This window comes from Cupriavidus taiwanensis, from assembly GCF_900249755.1.
GTDB classification, from domain to species: Bacteria; Pseudomonadota; Gammaproteobacteria; order Burkholderiales; family Burkholderiaceae; genus Cupriavidus; species Cupriavidus taiwanensis_D.
This window is the reverse complement of the sequence record NZ_LT976853.1, coordinates 839375-854584: the sequence shown is the minus strand read 5'-3', so window position 1 is coordinate 854584 and position 15210 is coordinate 839375. Positions and strand designations below refer to the sequence as shown.

Annotated in this window: 14 protein-coding genes; 9 read left to right on the top strand and 5 right to left on the bottom strand. The window is 69.8% G+C overall.

All coding sequences use genetic code 11. The features are described from left to right. Nucleotides 1-11 precede the first annotated feature (11 nt). Nucleotides 12-1028, bottom strand: coding sequence for a Bug family tripartite tricarboxylate transporter substrate binding protein (locus CBM2594_RS03905; protein ID WP_116355692.1), 1017 nt, complete (start codon nt 1026-1028; stop codon nt 12-14). Nucleotides 1029-1214: 186 nt separating this feature from the next. Continuing rightward, complete coding sequence (locus CBM2594_RS03900) at nt 1215-4175, bottom strand: DEAD/DEAH box helicase (RefSeq protein ID WP_232346553.1); 2961 nt, start codon at nt 4173-4175, stop codon at nt 1215-1217. A gap of 207 nt (nt 4176-4382) precedes the next feature. On the opposite strand from CBM2594_RS03900, the gene CBM2594_RS03895 reads away from it, so the two are divergent. The 6 genes from CBM2594_RS03895 (at nt 4383) to CBM2594_RS03870 (ending at nt 8955) form a co-directional block, all read left to right on the top strand. Beyond that, nucleotides 4383-5303: a branched-chain amino acid transaminase gene (locus CBM2594_RS03895; RefSeq protein WP_116355690.1), complete on the top strand. Its 921-nt coding sequence runs from the start codon at nt 4383-4385 to the stop codon at nt 5301-5303. A 94-nt stretch (nt 5304-5397) separates the two neighbouring features. Beyond that, the gene (locus CBM2594_RS03890) at nt 5398-5592 is read left to right on the top strand and encodes a zinc-finger domain-containing protein (RefSeq protein WP_010812205.1); all 195 of its coding nucleotides are present in this window, start codon (nt 5398-5400) and stop codon (nt 5590-5592) included. Between the two features lie 118 nt (nt 5593-5710). Further along, a complete protein-coding gene (gene waaF / locus CBM2594_RS03885) occupies nt 5711-6733 on the top strand; it encodes a lipopolysaccharide heptosyltransferase II (protein WP_116355689.1) in 1023 nt (340 codons plus the stop codon). A 31-nt stretch (nt 6734-6764) separates the two neighbouring features. Beyond that, the gene (locus CBM2594_RS03880) at nt 6765-7205 is read left to right on the top strand and encodes a YybH family protein (RefSeq protein WP_116355688.1); all 441 of its coding nucleotides are present in this window, start codon (nt 6765-6767) and stop codon (nt 7203-7205) included. 42 nt (nt 7206-7247) lie between these two features. After that, nucleotides 7248-8327 (top strand): YheT family hydrolase, encoded by a 1080-nt coding sequence (locus tag CBM2594_RS03875; RefSeq protein ID WP_116355687.1) that lies wholly within the window; start codon nt 7248-7250, stop codon nt 8325-8327. A gap of 37 nt (nt 8328-8364) precedes the next feature. Beyond that, on the top strand, nt 8365-8955 hold the full coding sequence (locus CBM2594_RS03870; RefSeq protein ID WP_116355686.1) for a DUF2946 family protein: 591 nt from the start codon (nt 8365-8367) through the stop codon (nt 8953-8955). A gap of 9 nt (nt 8956-8964) precedes the next feature. On the opposite strand, the gene CBM2594_RS03865 is transcribed toward CBM2594_RS03870, so the two are convergent. Next, nucleotides 8965-10797: a M48 family metalloprotease gene (locus CBM2594_RS03865; protein WP_116355685.1), complete on the bottom strand. Its 1833-nt coding sequence runs from the start codon at nt 10795-10797 to the stop codon at nt 8965-8967. A gap of 104 nt (nt 10798-10901) precedes the next feature. Between CBM2594_RS03865 and moaC the strand changes: the two genes are divergently transcribed. The 3 genes from moaC (at nt 10902) to CBM2594_RS03850 (ending at nt 12576) form a co-directional block, all read left to right on the top strand. Continuing rightward, the gene (gene moaC / locus CBM2594_RS03860) at nt 10902-11381 is read left to right on the top strand and encodes a cyclic pyranopterin monophosphate synthase MoaC (protein ID WP_116355684.1); all 480 of its coding nucleotides are present in this window, start codon (nt 10902-10904) and stop codon (nt 11379-11381) included. A gap of 230 nt (nt 11382-11611) precedes the next feature. Continuing rightward, nucleotides 11612-12046, top strand: a complete 435-nt coding sequence (locus CBM2594_RS03855; protein WP_116355683.1) for a hypothetical protein — start codon at nt 11612-11614, stop codon at nt 12044-12046. Nucleotides 12047-12060: 14 nt separating this feature from the next. Continuing rightward, nucleotides 12061-12576, top strand: a complete 516-nt coding sequence (locus CBM2594_RS03850) for a hypothetical protein (protein ID WP_092307818.1) — start codon at nt 12061-12063, stop codon at nt 12574-12576. Nucleotide 12577: 1 nt separating this feature from the next. On the opposite strand, the gene CBM2594_RS03845 is transcribed toward CBM2594_RS03850, so the two are convergent. Both CBM2594_RS03845 and CBM2594_RS26980 read right to left on the bottom strand, forming a co-directional pair. Further along, nucleotides 12578-14395: a PglL family O-oligosaccharyltransferase gene (locus tag CBM2594_RS03845; protein ID WP_116355682.1), complete on the bottom strand. Its 1818-nt coding sequence runs from the start codon at nt 14393-14395 to the stop codon at nt 12578-12580. A gap of 107 nt (nt 14396-14502) precedes the next feature. Beyond that, the gene (locus CBM2594_RS26980; RefSeq protein ID WP_116355681.1) at nt 14503-14961 is read right to left on the bottom strand and encodes a pilin; all 459 of its coding nucleotides are present in this window, start codon (nt 14959-14961) and stop codon (nt 14503-14505) included. Nucleotides 14962-15210 lie beyond the last annotated feature (249 nt).

Here is a 15210-nt window from a genome sequence, read left to right as displayed (position 1 = left end):
GTGGAGCGCGATCAGTCGATCGACGCGCCCACGGTCTTGACCACGCCCGCCCACTTCTGGCGGTCGGCCTTCACCGTGGCCTTGAACTGGTCCACGGTCTCGACCCGCGGCGTGTTGCCGGCATCGATCAGCTTCTGGCGGATCGCCGGCGTTTCCAGCGCCACCTTGACCGCGTCATTGACCTTGCGCGCGATCTTCGGGTCCAGCCCTTTGGGTCCGAACAGGCCGAACCAGATGGTGCTGTTGAAGCCGGGCAGGCCGCTCTCGGCAATGGTCGGCACGTCGGGGATCACCTGCACGCGCTGCTTGGTGGTCACGCCCAGCAGCCGCACCTTGCCGGCGCGGTACTGCGGCAGCACGCTCTGCACCTGGTTGAAGATGCAGCAGACCTCGCCCTTCACCACCGCCTGCAGCGCGTCGGGGCCGCCCTTGTAGGGCACGTGCACCATGTCCAGCCCGGCGCGCGCATTGAACTCGGCAAACGCCAGGTGCGTGCCGGTCCCGTTGCCGGTGGAGGCAAAGTTGTACTTGCCGGGATTGGCCTTGACCTTCTCGATGAATTCCCTGACCGACTTGACGTCGAGCACCGCCGGGTTGATGGTCAGCACGTTGGAGACCTCGACCAGCGGCGCGATCGGGGTGAAATCCGCATCGGCATCGAACGGCAGCGTCTTGTACAGTGCCGGGTTGATGCCGTGCGTGGCGGCGGTGCCGAGCAGCAGCGTATAGCCGTCCGGCCTGGCATGCGCCACCACCTCCGAAGCCACGTTGCCGCCGGCGCCCGGCCGGTAGTCATAGACGATGGTGGTCTTCAGCGACTTCTGCAGCGATTCCTGCAGCGTGCGGCCGACGATGTCGACACCGGAGCCGGCGGTGAAGCCCATCAGGATCGTCACCGGCTGCGCCGGCCATTCACCTTGCGCGTGGACGGGCAGGCTGACCGTGCTGACGGCGGCGGCACACAGCGCGGCCACGCGGGCGGCGGAACGGAAGGACAAGCGCGGAAGCAGGCGGGACGAATTTGGCATTGGGGGCACCGTCGGTGGATGTCAGCAAGGAAGCGGCCCGGAGCTGTGGACCGGCACGCTGGCCGGGGTCTGGGCCCCGGGCCAGCGCAACAAGATAGCAAGGTTCCTGCCAAAACCAAACGACTGAGTTTGCCTGAAGGTATGCCGTGCGGGCATATGGCAACGGCCCTGCGCGCTGCCGGTTGTTCAGCGCCGCAGCAGCCCCACCAGCTCGTCGACGTCCGGCAGCGCCGCGCCGGTGCCCGCCGGGTGGTCGTCGTCCGCCTCCAGCAGGCCGTCGGCCAGCGCGCGCTTGTCGCGGTGCAGGTCGACGATGCGCTCCTCGATGGTGCCGGCATTGATCAGCCGGTACACCGTGACCGGGCGCTGCTGGCCGATACGGTGCGCGCGGCCCATGGCCTGGTCCTCGGCGGCGGGGTTCCACCACGGGTCGGCGATGATCACGTAGTCGGCCGCGGTCAGGTTCAGGCCGAAGCCGCCGGCCTTCAGGCTGATCAGGAACACATCGCCCTCGCCGGACTGGAACGCGGCGACGCGGCGCGTGCGCTCGGCCGCGGGCGTGGCGCCGTCCAGGTATTGCAGCGCCAGCCCGGCGCGCTCCAGCCCCTGGCGCAGCAGCTGCAGGAAATCGACGAACTGGCTGAACACCAGGGTCTTGTGGCCGCTGGCGGCCAGCCCGCTGGCCAGTTCCACAAAGGCGCGCAGCTTGGCGCCTTGGTCCAACTGCCCACTGATTTCCGGCGTGACCAGGCGCGGGTCGCACGCCGCGCGGCGCAGCCGCATCAGTTGCGCCAGCACGTGCAGGCGTGCCTGCGCCTGCTGCTGGACCTGCGCCCGCGCGCGCGCGCCCGCCGGCGCATCGCGGTTGGCCTTGCGCGCGGACTCCACGCGCGCCAGCGCGGCTTCGGCCTCGGTCTGGGCCTGGCGGCGCAGCGCTTCGTAGTGCGCGGCCTCCGCCGGCTCGGGCTCGACCCGGATCACCAGCTCGGTACGCGGCGGCAGTTCGTCCAGCACCTGCGCCTTGGTCCGGCGCAGCACGAACGGCGCGATCATGCGGCGCAGCCGCAGGCGCGCCTCGCGGCTGCCGGCGCGTTCGATCGGGTTGGCGAAATGCTCGTTGAAACGCGCCAGCGAGCCCAGCAGCCCCGGATTGCAGAACCGCATCACCGACCACAGCTCGGCCAGCCGGTTCTCCACCGGCGTGCCGGTCAGCGCCATGCGGAAGCCCGACGGCAGCGCGAACATCGCCTGCGCGCGCCGCGTGACGGCGTTCTTGAAGGCCTGGGCCTCGTCGGCGACCACGGTATGCCAGTCGCGCGCGCAGAAGTCCTTGCTGGCCTGCTGCAGCAGCGTGTACGAGACGATCACCAGGTCATGCGGCCCGGCCTGCGCCAGCAGCGCGTCGCGGTCGCCCTCGGCATAGACGTGGACGTTGAGCGTGGGCGCGAAGCGCCGCGCCTCGGCGGCCCAGTTGCCGCACACCGAGGTGGGGGCGATCACCAGCGCCGCGCCGCCAGGCGCGCGCGCGACCAGCACGGCCAGCGCCTGCAGGGTCTTGCCCAGTCCCATGTCGTCGGCCAGGCAGGCGCCCAGGCCGGAGGCGGCCAGCGTCATGGCCCAGCGGTAGCCGGCTTCCTGGTAGGGGCGCAGCTCGGCCGCCAGGGTGGCAGGCAGCGCGATTTCGGCTGCGCGCGCGGCGCGCAACTGTGCCATGCGCGTGCGGAAATGCGCGTCGGGATCGACGCCCGCGCCGGCCAGCACATCGTCCAGCCAGGGGGTGGCCATCTGCGGCACGCGGATGCCGTCGGGCACACGCTCGCCCACGCCGGCAAGATCGCGCAGCCGTCCCCGCAGCGCACTCGTCAGCGCCACGTAGACGCCCTGCCCCATCGGCACGAAGCGCCCGGCATGGCTGCCGGTCCAGTCGATCAGCTGGCCCAGTTCCAGCACCAGTCCCTCGGCCACGCGCAGCTCGCCCGCCAGCTTGTACCAGGCGCCGCGGCTCTCGATCTGCACGCCCAGCTGCGGCAGGTCGGCGGGCAGCACGCGCAGCGCCTTGCCGCGCGGCCATTCGAGCGCCTGCACCGCGGGCAGCGACGGCAGCGCCTCGACCACCGCGAGCGCGTCCTCGGGATCGTCCAGCGACCAGGTGTATTCGCCGCCCGGCGGCGCCAGCGCCACCAGCTGCGGCAGCGCGGCGAAGACCTCGGCCACGCTGGCCAGCTCGGCGTCGAGGTCGCGCTGCGTGGACAGGGTCTCGCCGCGCACCGTGGCCATCAGCCGTTCGCGCCCGGCGCCGGGTGCCAGCCGCGGCCCCAGCGGGCCCAGCGGCGTCACCACCAGCCGCAGCGAGATGCCGCGCCCCACCGGCGCCACTTCGGCGCGCAGGCGCGTCTCGGCCTCGACCGTGCGCGTGCCGGCCGCGGCATCGGCCTGGATCTGGAACTGCCCGGCGAGCGCGCGCAGGGTCTGGTCGAGGCGGGCGTGGCCTTCCTCAGGGATCGCCAGGCCGTTGCCGATCAGCCGCGCGGCCTCGAATTGGGCCGGGGTATAGCGAATCAGCCGCAACCGGTGCGGGCCGTCGCGCAGCAGCGTGAGCTGGCGCAGCGCCTCGGCCTCCTGGCGCGCGGCCGCGGGCAGCAGCGCCTCCATGGCCGGCGCCTCGCGCAGTGGCGGGAACAGCCGCAGCACGTAGCGGCCGGCGCTGCGCACCGCCTCCAGCGCGGGCGCGTCCTCGACCACCTCCAGCGTCTGCGTGGGCGCGTGGGCCAGCACCACGCCCGGGTGCCCGGCCAGCGCCATCAGCGCCATGGCGCGGTCGAGCACATAGCGCCGGTGGTGCGAGGCGTCGCGGCGGATCGCGCGCGCCACGCGCGCGTCCCAGGGTTCGAGCCGGTCGTCCCCGGCAATCCGCGCCAGCGGCACCGGCCGCGGCTTGCCCCAGCCCTTCGGGCCGCGCACCTGCTCGAGCGGCTCGATCGTGCCGGGCGCGCCGTCGGCGTCCAGCGTCAGCGCCCACAGCAGGCGCCGCGCCGGCCCGGCCGCGCCAGCCGCGGCTTCCGCATCGGTGCCCGCGAGCGCGCGCAGCGCGTCCAGTGCCTGCTGCCAGTCGGCCTGCGGCGCCGGGGCGTCGGGGGCGTCCGGCACGGCGTCAGGCTGGCGATCGGGGCGGGAAAGTGGGCTCGGAGGCACGGCTCGCAGCAAGGGTCGGTGGGCGCGCGTACCGCCGCCACGGCGGCAATGCCCGGAAAAAGCGCATTCTAGACCGCCGCGGCGCCGTCATCGCGTTGTGACCCATGCCCCCCGGGCTTACAATATCGTTTTTGCTACTTTCACGGCGCAGGGAGAACAGACATGTCGATGGCGGATCGCGACGGCAAGATTTGGATGGACGGCAAGCTGATCGAATGGCGCGACGCCAAGATCCACGTGCTGACGCATACGCTGCACTACGGCATGGGCGTGTTCGAGGGCGTGCGCGCCTACAAGACCCCTGAAGGCACCGCCATCTTCCGCCTGAAGGAGCACACCCGCCGCCTGTTCAATTCGGCCAAGATCTTCCAGATGGCGATGCCCTTCGACGAGGCCACGCTCGAAGCCGCGCAGCGCGAGGTGGTGCGCGCCAACAACCTGGAATCCTGCTACATCCGCCCGCTGGTGTGGATCGGCTCGGAAAAGCTGGGCGTCTCGGCCAAGGGCAACACCATCCACGTCGCCATCGCCGCGTGGCCGTGGGGCGCCTACCTGGGCGAGGAAGGCATGGAGCGCGGCATCCGCGTCAAGACATCTTCGTTCACCCGCCACCACGTCAACGTGTCGCTGGTGCGCGCCAAGGCCAGCGGCTACTACATCAACTCGATCCTGGCCAACCAGGAAGCCACCGGGCTGGGCTACGACGAAGCGCTGCTGCTCGACACCGACGGCTACGTCAGCGAAGGCTCGGGCGAGAACGTCTTCATCGTGCGCAACGGCGTGATCTACACCCCGGACCTGGCCTCGTGCCTGGACGGCATCACCCGCGACGCCACCCTGACCATCGCGCGCGACCTGGGCATCGAGGTGCGCGAGAAGCGCATCACCCGCGACGAGATGTACTGCGCCGACGAAGCCTTCTTCACCGGCACCGCCGCCGAAGTCACGCCGATCCGCGAGCTGGACGACCGCATCATCGGCGAGGGCCGCCGCGGCCCGGTGACCAAGCAGATCCAGGACGCATTCTTTGCCGCCGTCGGCGGCACCGACGAAAAGTACAAGAAGTGGCTGACGCTGGTCTGAGCACCGGCCGGCAGCCCGCGTGTCCGGCGCCCGCTGCTGCGGGCGCGGCACGGCCCTTGTTTGACGAACAATAAGCTTGATTCCCTGCAACACCATGACGCAAACCGCGACCATCATCGAAATCGGCGCTGAAGACATTCCGCTGCACTGCCCCACCGCCAACACCCCGGCATGGAACTACCATCCGCGCGTGTTTCTCGACGTGGCCGACACCGGCGAAGCCAAGTGCCCCTACTGCGGCACCGTGTACAAGCTCAAGCCGGGCACCGTGCTGAAGGGCCACCACTGACCCGAGCCGACTGCCATCGCACCACCCTGACGCTCCGGGCCGCCCACAGGCGCCCCGGAGCGTTGGCGTTGCCGGCGCCCGCGCCGCTGCGCCCGTGCCGGCTCCTTGCGCCCCTTCCATGAAGAAAGCCCTCGTCATCGCCCCCAACTGGATCGGCGACGCCCTGATGGCGCAGCCGCTGTTCGCGCTGCTCAAGGCGCGCCATCCGCGCCTGGTCATCGACGCCCTCGCGCCCAAGTGGGTCGCGCCGGTGCTCGCGCGCATGCCGGAAATCGGCCGCGTGTTCCCGTCCGACCTCGCGCACGGCAAGCTGCAGCTGTCGGCGCGGCTGATGTTCGCGCAGCAGCTGAAAAACGAAGGCTATGACCTCGCCTACGTGCTGCCGAACTCGCTCAAATCGGCGCTGATCCCGTGGCTGGCCGGCATTCCGCTGCGCATCGGCTACCGCGGCGAAGCGCGCTTCGGCATGCTCAACGTGCGCCACGCCAACCCGCCGCGCGACCACCGCCCGCCGATGGTGGAGCACTACGCCCGCCTGGCGCTCAAGCCCGGCGCGCGCCTGCCCGAGAACCTGAGCGAGCCGCGCCTGCGCGTGGACCCGGCGCGCGTGGCGGCCACCGCCGAGCGCTTCGGGCTGGCGCCGCACACGCGCGTGATCGCGTTCTGCCCGGGCGCCGAGTTCGGCCCGGCCAAGCGCTGGCCCGCTGCCCATTTCGCCAGGCTGGCGCAGATGCTGCGGCGCTCCTACCCGTACGCGCAGATGATCGCGCTGGGCTCGGCCAAGGACGCCGAGATCGCCGCGGAAATCGCCAGCGAGGCCCCGTTTGTGCGCAACCTGTGCGGCCAGACCTCGCTCGACGACGCAGTCGACCTGCTGGCGCTGTCCGAAGCCGCGGTCTGCAATGACTCCGGCCTGATGCACGTGACCGCGGCGCTGGGCCGGCCCCAGGTGGCGGTGTACGGCTCGAGCGATCCGCGCCACACGCCGCCGCTGTCGCAGGCAGCGAGTATCATGTGGCTGCAGCTGGAGTGCAGTCCGTGCTTCAAGCGCGAGTGTCCGCTGGGCCACCTGCGCTGCCTGAAAGACATCGAACCGGAAATGGTGTTCGTCGAGCTGCGCAAGCTGCTGCACCGGCCCTGACCTCCCTGCCCTAGCCACGTCCATTGCCACCATGCCTCGCTTTGCCCGCCTGTTCGATTCCGCCGAAGACATCGTCGAAGCCTTCCGCGAAGCGCTGAAGCTGCGCGACGCCGAAGGCGCGCTGCGCCTGTGGCTGGACGAAGACTCGATCACCTGCGTGCTGCCCGACGGGCAGCGCCTGATCGGCCACGAACAGCTGCGCCAGGCATTCTCGCAACTGCTGGAAGAACAGCCGGTGCTGGTCGACGCGATCGAAACCAGCAGCCACGCGTCGATGGCCGTGTCGATCTTCGATGTGACCGAGGCACTGCGCTTCGGCAGCGACCGCGTCGAGGCCGACCTGTACGTGCACACCACCTACGTGCTGATGCAGAACCACGAAGGCTGGCGCCTGGCCCATATCCACTGCAGCCCGGCCAACGCGGTGCAGGTGGCCGCCGTGGCCGCCACGCCGGGCCAGGCGCTGCACTGAAATCCGCGGCCGCGCAGCGGCCCGCCGCAACACCAGGCCGGCATGACGCAGCTTCCGCACCACCGACTGCCCTACGCCATCCAGGCGGATCCCGCCGCCGCGCACGGCTACGGCGAAGGCGTGCCGATGCCGTGGTGGCTGCGCGGCGGCCACGCGCAGACCATCATCCCCGCGCGCTTCACGCGCCGCCCGCCGCGCGTCAGTTTTCGCCGCGAACGCTGGGCCACGCCCGACCAGGACTTCATCGACCTCGACTGGACCACCCACGCGGTGCTGCCGGATACGCCGCTGGTGGTGATGTTCCACGGGCTGGAGGGCGACTCCGGCAGCCACTACGCGCAGGCGCTGATGCATGCGCTGTCGCTGCGCGGCTGGCAGGGCGTGATCCCGCATTTCCGCGGCTGCTCGGGCGAACTCAACCTGGCGCCGCGCTTCTACCACTCCGGTGATTCGGCCGAGCTGCGCTGGGTACTGGAGCGCATGCGCCAGCACCACTGCGCCGGCGGGCGCAAGCTGCTGGTGGTGGGGATCTCGCTGGGCGGCAACGCCTTGCTGCGCATGCTGGGCGAAGACGGCAGCCGCGCCGGCCACGTGCATGCGGCCGCGGCGATCTCCGCGCCGCTGGACCTGGCCGCGGGCGGCGCGGCGCTGTCGGCCGGCTTCAACCTGGTCTACACGCGCATGTTCCTGCAGACGCTCAAGCGCAAGTCGCTGGCCAAGCTGGAACAGTTCCCGGGCCTGTTCGACCGCGACACCATGCTCGCCAGCCGCGACCTGTACGCGTTCGACAACGTCGTCACCGCGCCGCTGCACGGCTTTGCCGATACCGACGACTACTGGCGCCGCGCCGCCAGCAAACCCGTGCTGCGCGATATCGCCGTGCCCACGCTGGTGCTCAACGCGCGCAACGATCCCTTCCTGCCGGCCCGGCACCTGCCCGGCCCGGCCGACGCCAGCCCGCAGGTGTGGCTGGAGCAGCCCGAGCACGGCGGCCATGTCGGCTTCATGACGCCGCCCGCGGGCTGGCGCCGGCAACTGCCGCTGCAGGCGGACGGGCGCTTCGGCGGCCATATCGAATGGCTGCCGGCGCGGATCCTGCAATTCTTCGACAGCATGATGTAAGGCGGGCGCCCTACCCGGGCCCGCCGGGGAGACAGAGATGGACGACATCGTCAGGCAGGCCATGGCACGCTGGCCCAACGTGCCCAATGCCTATGGCTGGCTCGCGCTGGACCGCCGCGGCCAGTGGCGCCTGCGCAATGAGTACGCGCAGCAGCACGGGCTCTCGGGCGACCCCATCCGCCATGAGGCGCTGATCGGCTTTATCGAGCGCAACTACCAGTGCGACGAGCGCGGTTGCTGGTACTTCCAGAACGGCCCGCAGCGGGTCTTCGTGTCGCTGGGCTATGCGCCGTGGATCGTGCGGCTGCACCAGGGCGCGCTGCAGACCACCACCGGGCAGCCTTTCACGCTGCAGGGCTGCTTTGCCGACGAGCACGGCAACGTGGTGCTGGCGGGCAGCGTCGACGGCATGGCCGCGGGCACCGCGCCGGCGTTGCAGGCCGCGCTGCTGCACGACCACGACCTGGAGCAGTTCAGCGGCGCCAGCACCTGGCATGGCGAAGCCTGCGGCGCCGACCTCGGTGTGTTCCACCACGATGGCCGCGATATCCCGATCGAGCCGATTGCCGAGAGCGAGGTGCCCAAGCGCTTCGGCTTCGTGCGCCAGCCGGCGCCGCCGGCGGGCTGAGCCGCAAGCTCAGTTCGGCATGCCCTTGTTGTCCTGCTTGTCCTCGCGGTACTGGCGCTCCAGCTGGTGCAGGCGCGCATCGACCTCGGACAGCGTGTAGAAGTCGCCGTCGCCGGCCTTGCGCGCGATCTGCAGCTGTTCGATGGCGGCCTGGTAGGCGCCATCCATCGCGTACTTCTCGGCCAGCGCCTGGTGTTGCTGCAGGCGCTTGCCCTGGCCGGCGTAGGCGCGCGCCAGCATCTCCCACCATTCGCTGCGGCCGGTCTCCTGGCGCGTGCGCTCGCGCAGGAAGCGCACCGCTTCGTCATGGCGGCCGGAGCCGATCAGGGTCTCGGCGTAGGCCACCGCCACCGCGTGCGACAGCGGGAAGGCCTTCATCGAAGCGCCGGCCTGCGCCAGCGCCTCGGGCACGCGGCCCTGCGCGCGCGCCAGTTCCACCGCCATCACGTCGAGCATCGGGCTGCCCGAGCTGGCGCCGGGGATATTGCCGTACAGGCGGCGGGCCTCGGCCAGTTCCTGTTCGGCGGCCGGATAGCGGCGCAGGCGCTGCTCGACGAAGGCCAGCGCATAGTGCACCGCCGGCGCGCGCAGCGTCGACGCCCCGCTCAGTTGCGTGCGCAGCGCGGCGCGCAGGTTCTGCAGGTCGCTCGGCGACGCTTCCTGGATCACGCGCGCGCGCATCCGTGCGAACTCGTACTCGGGCGTGTTCGGCACCTTGCGCTGGCTGGCATGGCTGACACGGTCCTGCATGTCGGCGATGCGCTCGGAAGTCAGCGGGTGGGTGCGGACATAGGACGGCACCGAATTCTCGGCGGTGCCCGAAGCGCGCTGCAGCCGCATGAAGAAATCCGGCATGCCCTGCGGATCGAAGCCCGCCGCGGTCAGGATCTGGAACCCGACCCGGTCGGCCTCGCGCTCCGCGCCGCGCGAGAACGACAGCTGGTTGGCGATGGCGGCGCCCTGCCCGCCCATCGCCAGCGCCGCCGCCGCATCCGGGCTGCGCGTCGCCGCCAGCCCGGCCAGCACCATCGACGCCAGCGCAATCCACATCGACTGGTCCTGCTGGGTGATGCCGCGCGCGATATGCCGCTGCATCACGTGGCCGATTTCATGGCCCAGCACCGAGGCCAGCTCGGATTCGGTATCGGACTGCACCAGCAGCCCGGTATGCACGCCGATATAGCCGCCCGGCAGCGCAAAGGCGTTGATGCTGCGGTCGCGCACCGCGAACAGGTCGAAGCCGGTGGCGAAGGTGCCCGCGCCGGTCGAGCCCGAGATGTTCTGGCGCCGCGCCGCCTGCACCAGCCGGTAGCCGAGCGCGTTCAGGTAATCGGACAGCAGCGGATCGGGCACGTACAGCGGGTCGCGCCGGATATCGCGCATGATGCGGTCGCCCAGCCGCTTTTCCATGTCGGGCGACAGCGATGCGGTGGACGGGTCGCCGAGATCCGGCAGCTGCACCCCGCCCGCTTCCACCACCGCGTTGTTGCTGCGCAGGCCGAACTCCGATTTCTGGCCCGCCTTCACGCTGCGGTTCAGGTTGTCGTAGACCTGGTCGGCGGCCTCGGACGATGTGACCGGGGTGGCGGGCGCCGGCGCGCGCGGCGCAGCCATCGGCGTCGCTGGCGCCGCGGGCGGGCGCGGCGTACCCTGGGGCCAGGCCGGGGCCGCGAAGGTCAGCGCCAGCAGCGCCGCCAGCGGCCGCCGCCACGGCGACCACGCGACGTCCGCGCGGCATTGGCTGTCGGCGCCGCGATGTGACGCGGAACCGGCAGGAACAGCATCTGCCACGGCGCCACGGCCGCGTGCGGCAGACCTGCGAAGCGATGGGTGTTTTGGCATGTTGCTATGATAGCGGCCTCCCGTGGCCGTTCCCATCGGACCCGTCTGGCGACGCTTGCCGCCGGCACCGGCGGCCCCATGCACGCACTCCGAAGCTCTCGATCATGACCCAGCTCACCCATTTCGACACCGCCGGACAAGCCCACATGGTCGACGTCGGCGACAAGGCCAGCACCCATCGCGTCGCGGTGGCCACCGGCACCATCACCATGCAGCCCGCCACCTTCGCGCTGGTGCGCGACGGCAGCGCAAAAAAGGGCGACGTGATCGGCATCGCCCGCGTGGCGGCAATCATGGCCACCAAGCGTACCGCCGACCTGATTCCGCTGTGCCACCCGATCGGCCTGACCAAGGTCGCGGTCGAGTTCGCGCTGGACGAACCCACGGCCACCGTCGCCTGCACCGTGCGCACCGAGACCCGCGGCCGGACCGGCGTGGAAATGGAGGCGCTGACCGGCGTGCAGGTCGCGCTGCTGACGATCTACGACATGTGCAAGGCGGTGGACCGGGGCATGGTGATCGGCAATGTGAAGCTGCTGGAAAAGCATGGCGGCAAGTCCGGGGATTGGGTGGCCGCGGGTTGATCGCTACCTTCGCTGCACCACGTACGTGACGCGCGCAGTACGCGGTGCAAGCGCGGGCCCGGCCTCGAATTACGCCAGATTCGTTCCCCGGTAATAAAGGTAACGCCGCATTTCCAGGCGCGTCTTCCCCGCCATCTGCGCGCGACAATTTGGTATTCAATATGATTGCGGGCCGCCAGCGATTGCGGCCGGCTGACCCTGTCCGCGCGCGCGGGGATGAGGTGAATACCATGAACGGGCGCATGCTCTGCCAGATCGCCCTGGCACTCGCGGCCACGGCCGCCAGCGGCGCCGCCCTTGCCGGGCGGGCCGATCTCAACGATGCCGCGTGGCACGGCGGCGATCTGCGCGACGGCATGGTGAAGACGCGCACCAGTGTAGGCGTCGGCATCTATCTCGGGCCCGGCGCGTTCTACGGCGGTTATCCCTATTACTACCCCGCTCCGTATTACTACCCGCCGCCCGTGGTGGCGGTGCCCGCGGCGCCGCCGCAGTACATCGAGCAAGGCCCGAACGGCCCGGTGCCGGCCCCCGGCCCCGACGGCGTGATGCCGCAGCAGGGCTGGTGGTACCACTGCAGCCAGCCTGAAGGCTACTACCCCTACGTGGCGTCGTGCCCCGGCGGCTGGCAGCGCGTACCGGCACAGCCGCCGGCCAATTCCTGATGCGGGGTGACACCATGCATGCCCTGATCCGGGCCACGCTGGCCGTGGCCACTCTCGCCCTCGGCGCCTGCGCCGTGCTTCCCTCCGGACCCAGCGTGATGGCGCTGCCCGGTACCGGCAAGAACTTCGACCAGTTCCGCGCCGACGACTACAACTGCCGGCAATTCGCCTTCGGGCGAGTCGGCGGCGTGTCTTCGGCACAGGCGGCCAACAATGCCGCGCTCGGCAGCGCCGCGGTCGGCACCGCGCTGGGTGCCGCCGCTGGCGCGGCTTTCAATGGTGGATCGGGTGCCGCGGTGGGCGCGGGCATCGGCCTGTTGACAGGCGCTGCGGTCGGCGCCGGCAATGCGCAGTACGCGGGCTATGGCACGCAGCAGCAATACGACGCCGCCTACGTGCAGTGCATGTACGCCAGCGGCAATCGCGTGCCCGTGCCGGGGCGCGTGGCCGCAGTGCCTGCTCCGGCGCCGCGGTACTACTATCCGCCGCCACCGCCGCCGGTCTACTACAGCCCGTACCCGTACTACTAGGTCAGTCCCGGCCCAGTTCCGCAAGCCGCCGCGAGCGATCGATCGCCCAGCCGCAGAACGCCTGCGGGCGCTCGCCCGCCGCCACGCCGCGGCACGCCTGCGCGATGGTCGCGTACTGGGCGGCCTCGTCGCCCAGGTAATACCAGCGCAGGCGCTCCATCCACTGCCGGCCTTGCGCGGCATCGCCCGTCAGCGCCAGCAGCCATGCCGTGCGCGCGATCATGGTCGGCGTCGGCAGCAGGTGCACCGCGGCGACATGCGCGGGCAGCAGCGCCGCCGCATTCTCCGGCGTGATCGCGGCCTGCCCCGCCGCATCGGCCTGGGCATGCTGGCGGAACCAGAAGCGCGGCATCGGCAGGAGCTCGCGGCCTTCGCTGCTGGCATACTCGCGTGCCTCTGCGCGGCGATAGTCGTGCCACATGGTGCCCAGCACCACCGCTGCCACCGCGACGAACGCCAGCGCCAGCCCCCGCGCCACCGCCAACGGCACGCGCCAGCGCCCGAAGCCCGACGGCTCCAGCCACCCCAGCATGAAGCAGAACGGCAGGAAGAAATACAGGTAATGCAGCGGATATTCCAGCATCGAATGCGCGCACAGCATTGCCAGCCAGGTCAGCACCAGCACGGTCTGCGTGCGCTCCTCGCCATCGCCATGCCACAGACGCACCCGCACCACGCGCCACAGCCACGCCAGCAGGATCACGCCGACGCCGACGGTACCGACGATGCCGGTCTTGGCCAGCAGATCGAGAATCGCGTTATGCGCATGCAGGGACATCTCGACCTTCACGCCGACCTGGTCGAGCTGCTGGAACTGCGCCCAGCCGAACTCGCCCCAGCCCACGCCGAACCACGGGTGGGCGCGGAACATGGCAATGGCATGCGCCCACAGCGCGCCGCGCGCTGAGATCTGGTCTTCGGCTTCGAGTTGGGCGACGGTGTCGAACAGGCGCCAGTCGAAGGCCTGCCCTGCTGCCTTGATGGCGGGTTGCAGGACCAGCAGCATGGCCACCATGGCGATGGCAGCGACGACCAGTCCGACCGGGCGCTGCATCGGATCCGGGCCGCGGCGATCGCCACGCGCCAGCCATGCCGCAACCAACGCGTAGCACGCGGCGAGGCCCACATGCAGCACGCCGGTGCGCGAGCCGGACAGCACGATGCCGCTTTCGAGCAAGGCCACCGCGGCCAGCCACATCGGAAAGCGGAGGCGACCACGCGAGGCCAGCCATACCGACGCGACCAGTGCCAGGCCGTGTACCGTGGCCTGGTGGTTGGGCTGGTTCAGGTTGCCCCAGAGGCGGCGGTTGGTGTCGTAGAAATAGGTAGAGACGAGGCCGAAGGAGCGGGGTTCGAGGTGGAACAGCTGGACCCATTGCGAAACGGTGCCTAGCAGGCCGGCAACCAGCAGCGCAACGGCAAGGGCGTCGCCAGTATCCGATTCGCTGCCCGCCTGCGTGCGGCGATACCACCATGCGGCAGATGCCACGGCGGCACCGAGCAGTAATGTAAGGACTGTCATCAAGCGGCTGCCGGAGACGTCGGCGTGTCCGAGGCTCGCGAAGATCAGGCTGACGATGACGAGCCAGAGGAATAGCAGCGCGATTGACGGCAGCGACGCGGATGGTGCGGCTGTCGCCGTAACCGGGCTGCGTATCGCATGAAAAGCGACGGCGGCGATCATGGCAATGCCGCATAGCGCGGCGGCCCATTCGCCGTAGAACGTCGCTAGCGGCAGCGTGTGCCGGGAGACCAGCAGCGGGATGACGATTGCTGCGATGAGAACAGCCGACGAGAAGTTTGGCCGGGACGGCGGCATTGCGGCGCCTGGGTTGGGGAAAGGCGCATGATAGCTTGGGGGCTGGGCAAAGAAAAAGCGCCCGAAGGCGCTTTCCCGTTGCTGAGTGTTCAGTTTCAGCCAAACAATTATACGCCGCCGATAACGGCCCGCCCACAGCCAGCCGTTGCAGAAGCGATTGCCCACGTAATCGCGCTCTGCCCAGCCACGAGTCCCGGTGTCACCGTCACGACACAGCCGCCAAGCGGCGCGCCGCCAGTGACGGTGATAACACCATCGGTAATCGAAGTCAGCACGGCGTTTGCGGGCATGTTCACGTCTGCAATCGCCGGGACCGGAGCCGTACCAGCATCGCAATTCGCGAGCGCCCCGGCATTTTCTTGAGTACACATGCCAATTGCCGTCTTCACACTTGCCAGTCCGGAGTACACCGACGCCCACCGGCTACGCGTCACATAGTCCTGATACTGCGGAATCGCAATCGCCGCCAAGATACCAATGATCGCCACCACGATCATCAGTTCGATCAGCGTAAAACCCTTCTGAACCCGACGGCCCAGCTTCTTCAGTTGTTGTACCCGTTGCATAATTTGACCCCTCGAAGAGATTTTGGTTAAGCGTTGCACGTCTTCGGTTGCGTGACGCGGGGACGATTGAGCAGCAAGTGTGCCAGCGGCATCCCCCATCGGTAGGGGGTGAAAAGCGACAAATTTCGTCACCCGCCAGGGGAAAGCTCGCCGATTGCGCCAAAAATTGTCACCTGAGACCGCTGCCTCAGGCCAGCGCGACAAAAAGTGCGATCACTCACATGAGTTAGTTGGCACGGGCACCGACAG

Coding starts and splice junctions, on each gene's coding strand:
- CBM2594_RS03905 (WP_116355692.1), bottom strand. CDS start 1,028: ATGCCAAATTCGTCCCGCCTGCTTCCGCGCTTGTCCTTCCGTTCCGCC.
- CBM2594_RS03895 (WP_116355690.1), top strand. CDS start 4,383: ATGTCGATGGCGGATCGCGACGGCAAGATTTGGATGGACGGCAAGCTG.
- CBM2594_RS03890 (WP_010812205.1), top strand. CDS start 5,398: ATGACGCAAACCGCGACCATCATCGAAATCGGCGCTGAAGACATTCCG.
- waaF (WP_116355689.1), top strand. CDS start 5,711: ATGAAGAAAGCCCTCGTCATCGCCCCCAACTGGATCGGCGACGCCCTG.
- CBM2594_RS03880 (WP_116355688.1), top strand. CDS start 6,765: ATGCCTCGCTTTGCCCGCCTGTTCGATTCCGCCGAAGACATCGTCGAA.
- CBM2594_RS03875 (WP_116355687.1), top strand. CDS start 7,248: ATGACGCAGCTTCCGCACCACCGACTGCCCTACGCCATCCAGGCGGAT.
- CBM2594_RS03870 (WP_116355686.1), top strand. CDS start 8,365: ATGGACGACATCGTCAGGCAGGCCATGGCACGCTGGCCCAACGTGCCC.
- CBM2594_RS03865 (WP_116355685.1), bottom strand. CDS start 10,797: ATGCCAAAACACCCATCGCTTCGCAGGTCTGCCGCACGCGGCCGTGGC.
- moaC (WP_116355684.1), top strand. CDS start 10,902: ATGACCCAGCTCACCCATTTCGACACCGCCGGACAAGCCCACATGGTC.
- CBM2594_RS03855 (WP_116355683.1), top strand. CDS start 11,612: ATGAACGGGCGCATGCTCTGCCAGATCGCCCTGGCACTCGCGGCCACG.
- CBM2594_RS03850 (WP_092307818.1), top strand. CDS start 12,061: ATGCATGCCCTGATCCGGGCCACGCTGGCCGTGGCCACTCTCGCCCTC.
- CBM2594_RS03845 (WP_116355682.1), bottom strand. CDS start 14,395: ATGCCGCCGTCCCGGCCAAACTTCTCGTCGGCTGTTCTCATCGCAGCA.
- CBM2594_RS26980 (WP_116355681.1), bottom strand. CDS start 14,961: ATGCAACGGGTACAACAACTGAAGAAGCTGGGCCGTCGGGTTCAGAAG.